This is a genomic window from Roseicyclus persicicus, assembly GCF_012395815.1.
GTDB classification, from domain to species: Bacteria; Pseudomonadota; Alphaproteobacteria; order Rhodobacterales; family Rhodobacteraceae; genus Roseicyclus; species Roseicyclus persicicus.
Genome location: NZ_JAAZQQ010000005.1, coordinates 159,959 through 173,383 on the forward strand (window position 1 = coordinate 159,959; position 13,425 = coordinate 173,383).

The 13,425-nt window shown below is 72.2% G+C and carries 11 protein-coding genes; 7 read left to right on the forward strand and 4 right to left on the reverse strand.

Translation table 11 applies throughout. The features are described from left to right. Positions 1 to 90: 90 nt before the first annotated feature. Positions 91 to 1,176, reverse strand: a complete 1,086-nt coding sequence (locus HCU73_RS14475) for a TRAP transporter substrate-binding protein (RefSeq protein WP_168624178.1) — start codon at positions 1,174 to 1,176, stop codon at positions 91 to 93. Between the two features lie 609 nt (positions 1,177 to 1,785). Here HCU73_RS14475 and HCU73_RS14480 point away from each other — a divergent pair. Continuing rightward, positions 1,786 to 3,540 (forward strand): acetolactate synthase 3 large subunit, encoded by a 1,755-nt coding sequence (locus HCU73_RS14480; RefSeq protein WP_168624179.1) that lies wholly within the window; start codon positions 1,786 to 1,788, stop codon positions 3,538 to 3,540. Positions 3,541 to 3,606: 66 nt separating this feature from the next. Then, positions 3,607 to 4,167: an acetolactate synthase small subunit gene (gene ilvN, locus HCU73_RS14485; RefSeq protein ID WP_168624180.1), complete on the forward strand. Its 561-nt coding sequence runs from the start codon at positions 3,607 to 3,609 to the stop codon at positions 4,165 to 4,167. 75 nt (positions 4,168 to 4,242) lie between these two features. On the opposite strand, the gene HCU73_RS14490 is transcribed toward ilvN, so the two are convergent. Next, positions 4,243 to 4,503: an EF-hand domain-containing protein gene (locus HCU73_RS14490; RefSeq protein ID WP_168624181.1), complete on the reverse strand. Its 261-nt coding sequence runs from the start codon at positions 4,501 to 4,503 to the stop codon at positions 4,243 to 4,245. A gap of 303 nt (positions 4,504 to 4,806) precedes the next feature. On the opposite strand from HCU73_RS14490, the gene HCU73_RS14495 reads away from it, so the two are divergent. Continuing rightward, positions 4,807 to 5,373, forward strand: coding sequence for an RNA polymerase sigma factor (locus HCU73_RS14495; RefSeq protein ID WP_168624182.1), 567 nt, complete (start codon positions 4,807 to 4,809; stop codon positions 5,371 to 5,373). Between the two features lie 102 nt (positions 5,374 to 5,475). Here the strand turns inward: HCU73_RS14495 and HCU73_RS14500 are convergent, their stop codons facing one another. After that, positions 5,476 to 6,048: a lytic transglycosylase domain-containing protein gene (locus HCU73_RS14500; protein WP_168624183.1), complete on the reverse strand. Its 573-nt coding sequence runs from the start codon at positions 6,046 to 6,048 to the stop codon at positions 5,476 to 5,478. Positions 6,049 to 6,288: 240 nt separating this feature from the next. Here HCU73_RS14500 and ssb point away from each other — a divergent pair, with 240 nt between their 5' ends. The 4 genes from ssb to trpE all read left to right on the forward strand — a co-directional run bounded on the left by ssb (position 6,289) and on the right by trpE (position 11,575). Beyond that, the gene (gene ssb, locus HCU73_RS14505; protein ID WP_168624184.1) at positions 6,289 to 6,804 is read left to right on the forward strand and encodes a single-stranded DNA-binding protein; all 516 of its coding nucleotides are present in this window, start codon (positions 6,289 to 6,291) and stop codon (positions 6,802 to 6,804) included. Between the two features lie 115 nt (positions 6,805 to 6,919). Continuing rightward, positions 6,920 to 8,107 (forward strand): aminotransferase, encoded by a 1,188-nt coding sequence (locus tag HCU73_RS14510; protein WP_168624185.1) that lies wholly within the window; start codon positions 6,920 to 6,922, stop codon positions 8,105 to 8,107. A 103-nt stretch (positions 8,108 to 8,210) separates the two neighbouring features. Continuing rightward, complete coding sequence (locus tag HCU73_RS14515; RefSeq protein ID WP_168624186.1) at positions 8,211 to 10,064, forward strand: peptidylprolyl isomerase; 1,854 nt, start codon at positions 8,211 to 8,213, stop codon at positions 10,062 to 10,064. After that, positions 10,064 to 11,575 (forward strand): anthranilate synthase component I, encoded by a 1,512-nt coding sequence (gene trpE / locus HCU73_RS14520; RefSeq protein ID WP_168624187.1) that lies wholly within the window; start codon positions 10,064 to 10,066, stop codon positions 11,573 to 11,575. The genes HCU73_RS14515 and trpE overlap by 1 nt, the downstream gene beginning before the upstream one ends. A 138-nt stretch (positions 11,576 to 11,713) precedes the next feature. On the opposite strand, the gene HCU73_RS14525 is transcribed toward trpE, so the two are convergent. Continuing rightward, positions 11,714 to 13,348 carry a divergent polysaccharide deacetylase family protein gene (locus HCU73_RS14525; protein WP_168624188.1) on the reverse strand — a complete coding sequence of 545 codons (1,635 nt, stop codon included), beginning with the start codon at positions 13,346 to 13,348 and terminating at the stop codon, positions 11,714 to 11,716. Positions 13,349 to 13,425: the final 77 nt, after the last annotated feature.

The following is a 13,425-nucleotide window of genomic DNA, read 5'->3' on the forward strand; positions in this document are numbered from 1 at the left end:
CGCAGGGGCGCGTCAAGTCTCGGATCGAGCGCAAGCAAGAGCCCTGCCCGGGCCGCGACGGCACCGGGCAGGGCAGTGGTCAGGCTGGGATCAGCCGGCGTTGGCGCGGTTGCGCTGACGGATGTACTCGCCGTCGCCGATTTCCCACCACGCCGAGGTCGAACCCATCGACCCGAAGTAGCTTTCGGCGATCTGGGCGTAGATCGGGTCGCCCATGTTCTCGGCGCGGACTTCCGCGGCGGCGCGGCCGAAGGCATCCCACACGTCATCGGGGAACTCGCGGGCCTGCACGCCCGAGGCCTGCAGACGGGCGAGCGCCGCGCCGTTCTCGGCCCAGGACATGCCGAGGTTGTTGGCGTGGGTGGCCTCGCAGGCGATCTCGACGATCTTCTGCTGGGCGGGGGTCAGCGATTCCCACACGTCGAGGTTCATCGACAGCGCGAGCGCCGAGCCCGGCTCGTGGAAGCCGGCGGTGTAGTAGATCTGCGTGACTTCCTGGAAGCCGAGACGCTCGTCCGCGAAGGGGCCGATCCACTCGGCGCCGTCGATCTGGCCCGAGGCCAGCGCCTGGTAGATCTCGCCGCCGGGGATGTTCTGCACCGAGGCGCCGAGGCGACCCAGCACCTGACCGCCCTGGCCCGGCATACGGAAGCGCAGGCCCTGCAGGTCCTCGGCCGAGGTGATCTCGCGGTTGAACCAGCCGCCCGGCTGCATCGCGGTGTTGCCGCACAGGAAGGGCTTGAGGTTGAACAGGCTGGCGAGCTCGTGGTGCAGCGCCATGCCGCCCTGGTGGTAGTACCATGCCAGCAGTTCGACGCCAGTCATGCCGAAGGGCACGGCGGTGAAGAAGGCGAAGGCCGGGTGCTGGTTGAGGAAGTAGTACTCGGCCGAGTGGTAGAGGTCGGCCTGGCCGGCCGAGACGGCGTCGAACACCTCGAAGGCGCCCACGAGCGAGCCGGCGGGCATCTTGTTGATGGTCAGCTGGCCATCGGTCATCTCGGTGATGGCGCGGGCCGCGTAGTTGGCGGCGTCATCGAAGATCGCGAAGCCATCGGGAACCGAGGTGACCATGGTCAGCGTGCGGTTGCCCTGGGCGTAGGCCGGTGCGGCCAGCGTGGTGGTAGCGGCAGCGGCGCCGCCGAGCGCAGACGTTCTCAGAAAAGAACGACGATCCATTCGGTATCCTCCCCGTAACTATGGAGTTGCCCGCGACCCCCCTCGGACCGCGGATGTGGTTATGACCCACAAGTGCCGGCACGTTAGCGAAGGCCATCGGCACAGAAAACAGGTTTTCGACCCCGAACGGGCGATTTTTGTAAAATGATCTTACCAAAATCGCCCGTAACCCACGAATGCGCGCCATGGTTGTGCCCTGTGAGCGCTAACAGCCCCGGCCGGCTCCTGCGACAGCCCGCCGCAGGGCGCCCCGCGTCCCGCCGCGGCTTCCCGGCCGGCGGCCGCACCCGGCGAGTCGCCGCCGAAGTTTCCTTGTCGCGGCGGAGCCTCCGCTTTCGATTCGTTGCGCGCGGAGCGCCGCCCGCGACAGTTTCCTCCATTTTCGCGGTTGACGCCCGCCGGGCCGCTTTCTAGTGTCCCGCGCACGCATCCGGACGGAGTGGCAGATGATCGCCCGCATCCTTGTAATCGTAGAGGCTTGGCGCATGGGTCGGTGACGGCAGCCATACCGGTACCCCATGCGCCCTCGGATCACCCCCGGGGGCGTTTTCATGTTCAGAGACGAGCGCGCAGACAGACGATGACGTCGACAACAGAAGGACAGACGCGATGACACGGCAGATGACCGGCGCGAAGATGGTGGTCGAGGCCCTCAAGGAGCAGGGCGTCGAGGTCGTATTCGGCTATCCGGGCGGTGCCGTGCTGCCGATCTACGACGAGATCTTCCAGCAGAACGCGATCCGGCACATCCTGGTGCGCCACGAGCAGGGCGCGGTCCACGCCGCCGAGGGCTACGCGCGGTCGACCGGCAAACCGGGCGTGGTGCTGGTGACATCGGGGCCGGGCGCGACCAACGCGGTCACGGGCCTTGTCGACGCGCTGATGGATTCGATCCCGCTCGTCGTGCTGACCGGCCAGGTGCCGACCTTCATGATCGGCTCCGACGCCTTCCAGGAGGCCGACACCGTCGGCATCACCCGACCCTGCACCAAGATGAACTGGCTGGTGAAGGACACCGACCGCCTGTCGGGCACGATCCACGAGGCGTTCCACATCGCCACCAACGGCCGCCCGGGCCCGGTGCTGATCGACATTCCCAAGGACGTGCAGTTCGCCACCGGAGGCTACACCGAGAAGCCCAAGGCGCGGGTCGCGCATTACCAGCCCCGCGTGAAGGGCGACCCCGAGATGATCGAGCGGCTGGTCGAGGCGATGGAGACCGCCGAGCGCCCGGTGTTCTACACCGGCGGCGGCGTCATCAACTCGGGCCCCAAGGCCAGCGTGCTCCTGCGCGAGCTGGTCGAGGCGACGGGCTTTCCGATCACCTCCACGCTGATGGGCTTGGGCGCCTACCCGGCCTCGGGCGACAAATGGCTGGGGATGCTGGGGATGCACGGGCTCTACGAGGCCAACCTCGCGATGCATGGCTGCGACCTGATGATCAACGTGGGCGCCCGCTTCGACGACCGCATCACGGGCCGCATCGCCGATTTCAGCCCGGGCAGCCGCAAGGCGCACATCGACATCGACCCGTCCTCGATCAACAAGGTGATCCACGCCGATTTCCCGATCATCGGCGACGTGGCCCATGTGCTCGAGGACATGCTGCGCATGTGGAAGGCGCGCGGCCGCAAGACCAACTCGGCCGCGCTCAAGCAGTGGTGGGAACGGATCGACACGTGGCGCAAGGTCGACTGCCTGCGCTACAAGAATTCCGAGGCGACCATCAAGCCGCAGTATGCCGTCCAGCGCCTTGAGGCCCTGACCCGCGGCCGCGACCGCTACATCTGCACCGAGGTCGGCCAGCACCAGATGTGGGCGGCCCAGTTCCTCGGCTTCGAGGACCCCAACCGCTGGATGACCTCGGGCGGCCTCGGCACCATGGGCTACGGCACCCCGGCCTCGATCGGCGTGCAGGTGGCGCACCCCGACGCCCTGGTCATCAACGTGGCCGGCGAGGCGTCGTGGCTGATGAACATGCAGGAGATGGGCACCGCGGTGCAGTACCGCCTGCCGGTCAAGCAGTTCATCCTGAACAACGAACGCCTGGGCATGGTGCGCCAGTGGCAGGAGCTGCTGCACGGCGAGCGCTACAGCCACAGCTGGTCCGAGGCGCTGCCCGATTTCGTCAAGCTGGCCGAGGCCTTCGGCTGCAAGGGCATCCTGTGCACCGACCCCAAGGACCTCGACGACGCGATCATGGAGATGCTGGACTACGACGGCCCGGTGATCTTCGACTGCCTGGTGGAAAAGCACGAGAACTGCTTCCCGATGATCCCGTCGGGCAAGGCGCACAACGAGATGCTGCTCGGCGACGCCGAGACCCAGGGCGTGATCGACGCCGAGGGCGGCGTTCTGGTCTGACAGGCACATACCGGGGCGGCCGGACGCTGCGCGCGTCCGCCGCCGCCCCCACCACAGGATTTTCCCATGTCCCCTCTGAACATCGAAAAAGGCTCCACCAGCCATTCCGCCTACGACCTGCGCAGCCACATGTCGGACACGGTGGAGACGCACACGCTGGCGGTGCTGGTGGAGAACGAGCCGGGCGTGCTCGCGCGCGTCATCGGCCTGTTCTCGGGCCGCGGCTACAACATCGAGAGCCTGACGGTGGCCGAGGTGGACCACACCGGCCGCCGCTCGCGCATCACCATCGTCACCAGCGGAACGCCGCAGGTGATCAACCAGATCAAGATGCAGCTCGACCGCATGGTGCCCGTGCACGAGGTCGCCGACCTGACCGTCGAGGGGCCCTTCGTCAGCCGTGAACTGGCGCTGATCAAGGTCATCGCCAAGGGCGAGCACCGGGTGGAATCGCTGCGCATCGCCGAGATCTTCCGCGCCAACGTGGTCGATTCGACGCTGCAGAGCTTCGTGTTCGAGATCACCGGCACGCCCGAGAAGGTCGACGCCTTCTGCGAGCTGATGCGCCCGCTGGGCGAGGTGCGGCTGGCGCGCACCGGCGTCGCGGCCATCGCGCGCGGCGTCTGACCCGAGGACAGGGAACGGGGGGCGGGGCCGTCTGCCCTGCCCCACCCCCCTTAGACCGCGGCGCGGCCGGGCCGGTCAGCCGAGCGTGATCAGCCCCGCCTCGGCCGCCGCGGCCAGCTCGTCGGCATCGAGCAGCCCGTCGCCGGTGCTGTCGAGCGCGAGGAACTCCGCCTCGGTCATCCCGGGCATCGCCACCTGGATCTCGGCCAGGCTGATCAGGCCGTCGCCGTCGGTGTCGAGGGTTTCGGCCGGGCCCATGGCGTGGCCGGCGCCGACCACGCCGAGGACCAGCGCGGCAAGGCCCGCGGTGCGGGACAGCAGTCGTAGGATCGTCATCTCGGGGTTCTCCCTGTCTGAGACATGTGGACGAGGCCGCACCGGAATGCGCCCTCGACCCCAAGGACCGGGCCGGCGGCGGTTCGATCCCATGGCCCCGGGCCATCGGCGGGCCCTTGCCCGTTCCGGCCCGCGGCCCTGCGGGGAGCCGCCGACCGGGGTCCGGCCTGCGCCCGCACCGGCGGCGGCCCGCCCATCCTCGGCGGCGGCCGGCGCATCGCGGCGGGGCGGCGAGCGGGCGGCTTGCCAGGGCCGGGGGCGGTCGCCCCAGTCTGGCGCCCAGAGCCGCCGGAGACCGCCGCCATGCCCGACCCGCGCCCCCCTGCCCCGCCCACCGCGTCGCCCGCGGCCTTCGTCGCGCTCCTGCCCGACCTGCGCCGCGCGGCGCGGCGGCTGGCCCGCAGCGCCGAGGATGCCGACGACCTGGTGCAGGACACGCTGCTGCGGGTCTGGGCGCGGCTGGCGATGGCGCGGCGCGGGCAGGACGACGCCGCCCCGGTGGCAGACCTGCGGGCCTATGCCTTCGCCACCCTGCGCAACCGGGCGCGCACCCGCCCCGCCGGGCTGACGCCGCACCCGGCGGGCGAGGGCGCGGCCTGCGCCGACCCGCGCGCCGACCCGGCGGCCCGCATCGCCGCAACCGAGGCGCTGCGCGCGCTCGACGCCCTGCCCCAGAGCCAGCGGAGGTTGATGCGCCTGCGGGCGATCGAGGGCCTGAGCTATGCCGAGATCGCCGCCGAGACGGGGCTCGCCCTGGGCACCGTGACCTCGCGGCTGTCGCGCGGGCGGCGCGCCCTGCGGGCGGCGCTGGACCTGCCGCGGGACGCGCCGCTGGCGGACCTGTTCGCGCCGCCGCCCGGGGGCGGCTAGCGGGCGGCTCGGCGCGCCGGGGCGCTTCTCGCCGGGGCCATCTGGCTCAGGCGGCGGCCGGTGACGGCGGGGGGAAGGTCTGGCCGGAAGGGCCCGGACGCCTCAGCCCGAGCCGAGGATGCGGCGGACGTAGTCCTGCGTCTCGGCATAGGGCGGGATGCCGTCATGCTCGCGCACCGCCTCGGGGCCGGCATTGTAAGCGGCCAGCGCGTGATCCCAGCGGCGGAAGCTGCGGTATTGCAGCGCGAGGTAGCGCGCGCCGCCCTCCAGGTTCGCGGTCGGGTCATGGGGGTCGACGCCCAGAAGCTCGGCCGTCTCGGGCATCAGCTGCGCAAGCCCGATGGCGCCGCGGTGGCTGACCGCCTCGGTGTTCCAGCCCGATTCCTGCTGCACGAGGCGCAGGAACAGGTCCTCGGGGATGCCGTGGCGGCGCGCGGCCTCGCGGGCGACCTCGAGCCAGGGGCCGGCGTATTCGCCCTCGAAGCGGGGGATCTGGGTCTCCTGCCCTTCCTCGTAGTCGGGCCGGAGCCGGACCGAGGCCGCGTATTGCGTGGAAGCGCGGCTGTCGAGCACGGTGAGCGCGCGGGTGAACCGATCCATCGGGTCGGCGGCCGCCGGGGCGGCGACGAGCGCGACCGCGACGGCGGCGAGGAACGGGCGCGGGCTGCGCGGCATCTGGCGGCGGTCCTTCATGGAATTCCCGCGCAGAGAGGTACGGCATTTCGCGCCGAATTTCCAGCCCGCCGCCTGCGGAGGGCTTGCAGCGGGGCGCGTTTAACCTTTCCTTGACCAAAGCGGGATGATCTAAGCGGGACCGTCCGATGACTCGGGGAGACCACCGACCCCGCGCGGACGACCGACGACACGACGACCGACGACACCACACGACACGCAGCGACCGGGGGAGATCGAGACATGGCCGGATCCGTCAACAAGGTAATCCTGATCGGCAACCTGGGCCGCGACCCCGAGGTGCGCAGCTTCCAGAACGGCGGCAAGGTCTGCAACCTGCGCATCGCCACCTCGGAAACCTGGAAGGACCGCAACACCGGCGAACGCCGCGAGCGGACGGAATGGCATTCGGTCGCGATCTTCAACGAGGGTCTGGCGCGGATCGCCGAGCAGTATCTGCGCAAGGGCTCCAAGGTCTACATCGAGGGGCAACTGGAAACCCGCAAATGGCAGGACCAGTCGGGGCAGGACCGCTACACGACCGAGGTGGTGCTGCGAAACTACGGCGGGTCGCTGACGCTGCTTGACGGGCGCGACGGCGGCGGCTCGGGCGGCGGTGGCGGCTATGGCGGCGGGGATGACCGCGGCTATGGCGGCGGTGACCGCGGGGGCTATGGCGACGACCGCGGCGGCCCGGGCTTCGGCGGCGGCAGTGGCGGCGGTGGCGGCGGGGACGTCGACGACGAGATCCCGTTCTGACGACCCGCGCGCCCGTGGCAGGCTGCGGGAGCCTCCGGCGGGAGTATTTTTCCAAGCAAAGATGAGATGCGAGCAGGATCGGGCCCGATGACGCGGCCCGATCCGGGGAGCGGGGATGCAGCCGATCAATCCGACCTACCGGACCACATTTGCGCCGCCGGTGATGGAGGCGCGGCGCTGGATCGCGGGCAAGAACTTTGCCCCCGACCGGCCGCTGATCAACCTCAGCCAGGCCGCGCCGGTGGACCCGCCGCCCGAGGCGCTGGCCCGCGCCATGGCCGAGGCGCTGATCATGAACCCCGCCGCGCATCTCTACGGCCCCGTGCTGGGGATGCCGGAACTGCGCGCGGAGCTGGCAACGCAGTGGACGGCGGGCTACGGCGGCACCGTGCGCGAGACCCAGGTCGCGATCACCGCGGGCTGCAACCAGGCCTTCACGGCGGTGATGTCGACGCTGGCGGGCGCCGGCGACGAGGTGATCCTGCCCCTGCCCTTCTACTTCAACCACAAGATGTGGCTCGACATGGAGGGCGTCCGCGCGGTCTACCTGCCGACGGGCGACGACCTGCTGCCCGACCCCGACCGCGCCGCGGCGCTGGTCACCGACCGGACCCGCGCGATCGTGCTGATCAGCCCCAACAACCCCGCCGGCGTGGAATACCCGCCCGAGCTGTTGCGCGCCTTCCATGACCTCGCGCGGGCGCGCGGCCTCGCGCTGATCCTCGACGAGACCTACCGCGACTTCCACAGCCGCGAGGGGGCGCCGCATGACCTGTTCACCGATCCCGACTGGGACGACACGCTGATCCACCTCTATTCCTTCTCCAAGGCCTACCGCCTGACCGGCCACCGGGTCGGGGCGATCATGGCCTCCGAGGCGCGGCTGGCCGAGGTCGAGAAGTTCCTCGACACCGTGGCCATCTGCGCCCCGCAGGTGGGCCAGATCGGCGCGCTCTGGGGGATGCGGCACCTGGGCGACTGGCTGGCGGGGGAGCGGGCCGAGATCCTGGCCCGCCGCGACGCGCTGGTGGCGGGGTTCCAGCGGCTGGCGGGCTGGCAGCTCCTGGGCTGCGGGGCCTATTTCGCCTATGTCCGCCACCCCTTCGCCAAGACGTCCGACGTGGTGGCGCGCGAGATGGTGGACGCCGCGGCCCTCCTGACGCTGCCCGGCACCATGTTCGGGCCGCTCGTGGCCGAGGGCGGCAGCGGCCAGGCCGAGGCGACGCTGCGCATCGCCTTTGCCAATGCCGACCGGGCGGGGCTGGCCGAGGTGGTCGACCGGCTCGCCGCGCTCGATCTCTGAGGGCGCCGCCCCGGGCCTTGCCGCGCCGCGCGCGAGGGCGTAATCAACCCCGAAACCAGGGGCCGCCCACGCGGCCCGGGCCACGACAGGAAGGACCCGCGTGATGGTGAAATCGGCTGCGAAAAAGGCCTCGAACCTCTTCGTCTGGCTGATCCTCGGGCTTCTGTTCGTGGCGCTGGCGGGCTTCGGCATCGGCTCCTTCTCGGGCGGCGGCAGCCGGGTGGGCGAGGTCGGCGACGTCGAGATCACCGCCGAGCAATACGCCCGCGCCCTCGACCAGGAGATCCGCGCCCGCATCGCCCAGACCGGCCAGCCGGTGACGCTCGCCACGCTGCGGGCGCAGGGTATCGACCAGGCGGTGCTGAGTTCGCTGGTGGCGCGCGCGGCCCTGGCCCACGAGGCACAGGGCATGGGCCTGTCGGTGGGCGACGCCGAGGTCGCGCGCCAGATCACCCAGATCGAGGCGTTCCAGGGCCTCGACGGCGCCTTCGACCGGGAGAGCTACGAGTTCACCCTGCGCCAGAGCGGGCTCGACCCCGCCGATTTCGAGGCCGACGTGCGCGCCGACACCGCGCGGAGCCTCCTGCAGCTGGCCGTCGTCGGCGGGCTCCGGCCCGACGTGACGCTGACCGAGACGCTGGTCGCCTACCAGGGCGAGACCCGCGACTTCAGCCTGCTGACGATCACCGAGGGCAGCCTGCCCACCGGCCTGCCCGCCCCCACCGACGCCGAGCTCGAGGCCTACTACACCGACAACCCGCAGCGCTTCACCCGCCCCGAGGCGCGGCGCATCACCTATGCCTGGGTCACGCCGTCGATGCTGATGGACAGCGTGCCGGTGGACGCGGCGGCGCTGCGCGCGCTGTACGAGGAGCGCGCGAACCTCTACCGCCAGCCCGAGCGCCGGCTGCTGGAGCGGCTGGTGTTCCCCGACGCCGCCGCGGCCCAGGCGGCCTATGATGCCATCATCGCCGGCGACACCGACTTCGACGCGCTGGTCGCCGAACGCGGCCTGACGCTGGAGGACGTGGACCTGGGCGAGGTGGCCCGCGGCGACCTGGCGCCCGAGGCGGCCGAGGCGGTGTTTTCCGACACCGAGAGCGAGATCATCGGCCCGGTGCAGTCGGCGCTGGGGCCCGCGCTGTTCCGGGTGAACGCGGTGCTCGACGCGAGCGAGGTCAGCTTCGAGGAGGCCGAGGAGGAACTGCGCGCCGAGCTTGCCTCCGAGGCGGCACGGCGGGTGATCGACGACCTGCGCGACCCGGTCGACGACCTGCTCGCCGGCGGCGCGACGCTGGAGGAGCTGGCGGCCTCGACCGAGATGGTGCTGGGCCAGATCGACTACACCCCGGTGTCCGAGGCGGGCATCGCGGGCTACGACGCCTTCCGCGAGGCCGCGCAGGCGGCGCAGGAGGGGGATTTCCCCGAGCTTCTGGAGCTGAGCGACGGCGGCCTGTTCGCGATCCGGCTGGACGAGCTGGTGCCCCCCACCCTGCCCCCGCTGGCCGAGATCCGCGACGAGGTCGCCGAGGCCTGGCGCGCCACCGCCCTGCGCGAGCAATTGGCCGCCCGCGGCGAGGCGCTGGTCGCGCAGCTGGCGACGGGGCTGGCCTTCGAGGATCTCGGCCGCGTCGAGACCGAGCGGCAGGTGCGCCGGCAGGACTTCATCCCCGACGCGCCGCCGACCCTGGTGGCGCAGGTCTACCAGTTGGCCGCCCCCGGCGACGTGGTGCTGGTGCCGGGCGCCGAGGTGGCGATCATCGCGCGGCTCGACCGCATCAACGCCGCCGCGCGGGACGACGCCAGCGTGCAGATCCTGACCCAGATCTTCGAGCAGACCGTGGCGCAGTCGATCGCGCAGGACCTGTTCGAGGCCTATGGCCAGGCGGTGCAGGCCGAGGCGGGCATCCGGCTCGACCAGTCGATGATCAACGCCGTGCACGCGACCTTCCCCTGATGGCCATCGTCACCGATTTCGCGGCCTTCGAGGCCGGATGGGCGCGGGGGCAGAACCAGGTGGTGCACGCCCGGCTGGCGGCCGACCTCGACACCGCCGTGTCGGTGATGATGAAGCTGACCGACGCGGGGCGCGACAGCTTCATCCTCGAATCCGTCACTGGCGGCGAGGTGCGCGGGCGCTACTCCATCATCGGCTGCAAGCCCGACCTGATCTGGGAATGCCGCGGCACCGAGAGCCGCCTGAACCGCGCCGCGCGCTACGACCGCGACGCCTTTGCGCCCTGCGCCGAGCCGCCGCTGCAGGCGCTGCGGTCGCTGTTGGCGGAGTCGGCCATCGACATGCCCGAGGACCTGCCGGCCGCCGCCGCGGGCCTGTTCGGCTACCTCGGCTACGACATGATCCGGCTGGTCGAGCACCTGCCGAACGTGAACCCCGACACGCTGGGCCTGCCCGACGCGGTGCTGATCCGCCCCTCGGTCATCGCGGTGCTGGACGGGGTCAAGGGCGAGGTCACGGTGGTGTCGCCGGCCTGGGTGTCCTCGGGCCTGTCGGCGCGGGCGGCCTATGCGCAGGCGGCCGAGCGGGTCAGCGACGCGCTGCGCGACCTCGAACGCGCGCCCGCCACGGCAAGCCGCGAGATGGGGCAGGCGCGGCCCGCCGCCGAGCCGGTGTCGAACTTCGCCAAGGCCGACTACCTTGCGGCGGTCGAAAAGGCCAAGGACTACATCCGCGCCGGCGACATCTTCCAGGTGGTGCCCTCGCAGCGCTGGACGCTCGACTTCCCCGAGCCGCCCTTCGCGCTCTACCGGGCGCTCCGGCGGACGAACCCCTCGCCCTTCATGTTCTTCTTCAACTTCGGCCCCTTCCAGGTGGTCGGCGCGAGCCCCGAGATCCTGGTGCGGGTGTTCAAGGGCCAGGTCACGATCCGCCCCATCGCCGGCACGCGCCCCCGCGGCGCCACGCCCGAGGAGGACCGGGCGCTGGAGGCCGACCTCCTGTCAGACCAGAAGGAGCTGGCCGAGCACCTGATGCTGCTCGACCTCGGCCGCAACGACGTGGGCCGGGTGGCGAAGATCGGCACCGTGCGCCCGACCGAGGAGTTCATCGTCGAGCGCTACAGCCACGTCATGCACATCGTGTCGAACGTGGTGGGCGAGCTGCGCGAGGACGAGGACGCGCTGTCGGCGCTGCTGGCGGGCCTGCCCGCGGGCACGGTGTCGGGCGCGCCCAAGGTGCGCGCGATGGAGATCATCGACGAGCTGGAACCCGAGAAGCGCGGCGTCTACGGCGGCGGCGTGGGGTATTTCAGCGCGGGCGGCGACATGGACATGTGCATCGCGCTGCGCACCGCGGTGCTGAAGGACGGCAAGCTCTACATCCAGGCCGGCGGCGGGGTGGTCTATGACAGCGACCCCGAGGCCGAGTTCCAGGAAACGGTGAACAAGTCGCGCGCGATCCGCCGCGCGGCGGAGGATGCCGGGCTGTTCTCGGGGCGCGGCAACCGCTGAGGGCGGCGAAAATCACGTGATTTTCGCACGGGAAACCTCGAGGTTTCCCGTGCGTTTTCCTCGAGGAAAACGACGCCGAAAAACTGCAGTTTTTCGGATGGGAAAACTGCAGTTTTCCCATACCTGGCGGAAACCGCCCTACTCGGCCAACCTGAGCAGCACGGCTGATACCGGCGCCAGCGCCACGCCTTCGGTGCGCCCGCCGAGCGCCCAGGAAAACAGCGCCGTCACCGTGTCGGGCCGGGTGCGGCCGACCACCACCGCTGCCCCCTCCTGCCCCGCGGCAAAGGCCGCCCGGCCAAGAAAGCGCGTGATCACCGGCGCGCTCTGGTCCTCGTCGTCGAGGAGCCGGAACACCGTCGCCGCGGGCAGGCCGTTGCGCCGCGCGGTCTCCTCGCCGGGGTTCAGGCCGCGCGGGAAGGCCAGCAGGCCGTGGCCGGTCTCGGCCAGCGCGGCCACCGTCGCGTCGAGCACCGGGCGGTCGCCCTGGATGCGGCCCTCGGGGTCGTCCATCAGCGCCACCGCCTGCGGCAGGGCGGTCTGCGCGGCGGCGAGCGCCACCTCGACGTCGGACGGGGTGGCGCCGGCCGGAATCGCCCCGGCGCCGAGGATCACCACCTCGAACCCCGCGGCCCGGAGCTCGGCGGCACGGGCGGCGGCATCGGGGCGCAGCGGGTCGAGCGCGAAGCTGACCGGAAAGCCCAGCCCGGCCAGCGTGGCGGCGTCGAGGCCGCCCTCGGGCGTGTCGATCAGCACGACGGCAAGCAGCGCCTGGTCGGCCGGCGCGTCGAAGGGCACGGCATTGTCCCGCAGGGCGCGCGGCGCGGCGGGTGCGGGCGGGGCGGCGGCCTCGGCCACGGGCGGCGGCGGCTCGGGCGTGCCCGTCTGCGGCAGGCGCGTGCTGCCGGGGCTTGCCACCTGCGGCAGGCGCGGGGCCGGGGCGGCGGCCACGGCCTCGGGCATCGCGGGGGCGGTCACTTGCGGCAGGCGCGACGTCGCGGTCGCCTCCCCGGTCGGGGCCTCGGTTGCGGCGCCGACCTGCGGCAGGCGAGGCGCGGGGGCCGGGTCAGGGGCCGGGTCGGGCGCGGGGGCCGCGGCGACGGGGGCCGGGGCCGGCGGCGCGGTGTCGATGGCGGCGGGTGCGTCGGCGGGCTGAGGGACGGTCAGGCGGCGCGGCGCGGCGCCCCCGGCGCTGGCGTCGGCGGTGCTGCTGAAGCTGGGGCTCGGGGCCGGGGCCGGCTCGGGGCGCGGCGGCTGCGGCGCGGCGGCGACGACGGGCGTGGGCGCGGGGGCCGTTTCGGGGGCGGGGGGCGGCGTCTCGGCCTCGGCGGCGGAGGCCACGGGCGGCACCGAGGCCGGGGCGGCGTCGACCTGGGGCAGGCGCGCCGGGGCCTCGGGCGCGGCGGAGGTCGCGGGCAGCGCGGCGGGGGCCGGGGCGATGGCGGGCGCCTCCTCGGCCGCGGCCTCGTCGGCGGGTTCGGGCGACGGGGTCGGCTCCGGCTCCGGCTCGGGCGCAGGCGGCGGCTCGGGCGTCGCTGCGGCCGGGGGTTCCGGCGCGGGGGGCGGCGCGGGCTCGGGGATCGGCTCGGGCTGGGGCTCGGGCGCGGGCGCCGGCTCGGGCGCGGCGGGCGGTGTCTCCGCCGGGGCCTCAGGCGCCATCGGCGCAGGCGCATCGGCGCGGTCCGGCAACGGCGTGCTGAGCGAGACCAGCGCCAGAACCAGGGCCGAGACGAACATGCCCCAGACCAGACCCGTCAGAACTCCACGACCCATGCTGCCCTCTTTCGCCCCGCCACCCGATGCGCGCCTGTCTTCGGGCGCTTGACCGCCCTGCCCGGCTTTGAAACATG

What these genes read in the sequence shown, in the direction of transcription:
- ssb (WP_168624184.1), top strand. Translation starts at nt 6,289, where the DNA reads ATGGCCGGATCCGTCAACAAGGTAATCCTGATCGGCAACCTGGGCCGC.
- HCU73_RS14525 (WP_168624188.1), bottom strand. Translation starts at nt 13,348, where the DNA reads ATGGGTCGTGGAGTTCTGACGGGTCTGGTCTGGGGCATGTTCGTCTCG.
- HCU73_RS14515 (WP_168624186.1), top strand. Translation starts at nt 8,211, where the DNA reads ATGGTGAAATCGGCTGCGAAAAAGGCCTCGAACCTCTTCGTCTGGCTG.
- HCU73_RS14480 (WP_168624179.1), top strand. Translation starts at nt 1,786, where the DNA reads ATGACACGGCAGATGACCGGCGCGAAGATGGTGGTCGAGGCCCTCAAG.
- HCU73_RS14490 (WP_168624181.1), bottom strand. Translation starts at nt 4,503, where the DNA reads ATGACGATCCTACGACTGCTGTCCCGCACCGCGGGCCTTGCCGCGCTG.
- trpE (WP_168624187.1), top strand. Translation starts at nt 10,064, where the DNA reads ATGGCCATCGTCACCGATTTCGCGGCCTTCGAGGCCGGATGGGCGCGG.
- HCU73_RS14495 (WP_168624182.1), top strand. Translation starts at nt 4,807, where the DNA reads ATGCCCGACCCGCGCCCCCCTGCCCCGCCCACCGCGTCGCCCGCGGCC.
- HCU73_RS14475 (WP_168624178.1), bottom strand. Translation starts at nt 1,176, where the DNA reads ATGGATCGTCGTTCTTTTCTGAGAACGTCTGCGCTCGGCGGCGCCGCT.
- HCU73_RS14500 (WP_168624183.1), bottom strand. Translation starts at nt 6,048, where the DNA reads ATGCCGCGCAGCCCGCGCCCGTTCCTCGCCGCCGTCGCGGTCGCGCTC.
- ilvN (WP_168624180.1), top strand. Translation starts at nt 3,607, where the DNA reads ATGTCCCCTCTGAACATCGAAAAAGGCTCCACCAGCCATTCCGCCTAC.
- HCU73_RS14510 (WP_168624185.1), top strand. Translation starts at nt 6,920, where the DNA reads ATGCAGCCGATCAATCCGACCTACCGGACCACATTTGCGCCGCCGGTG.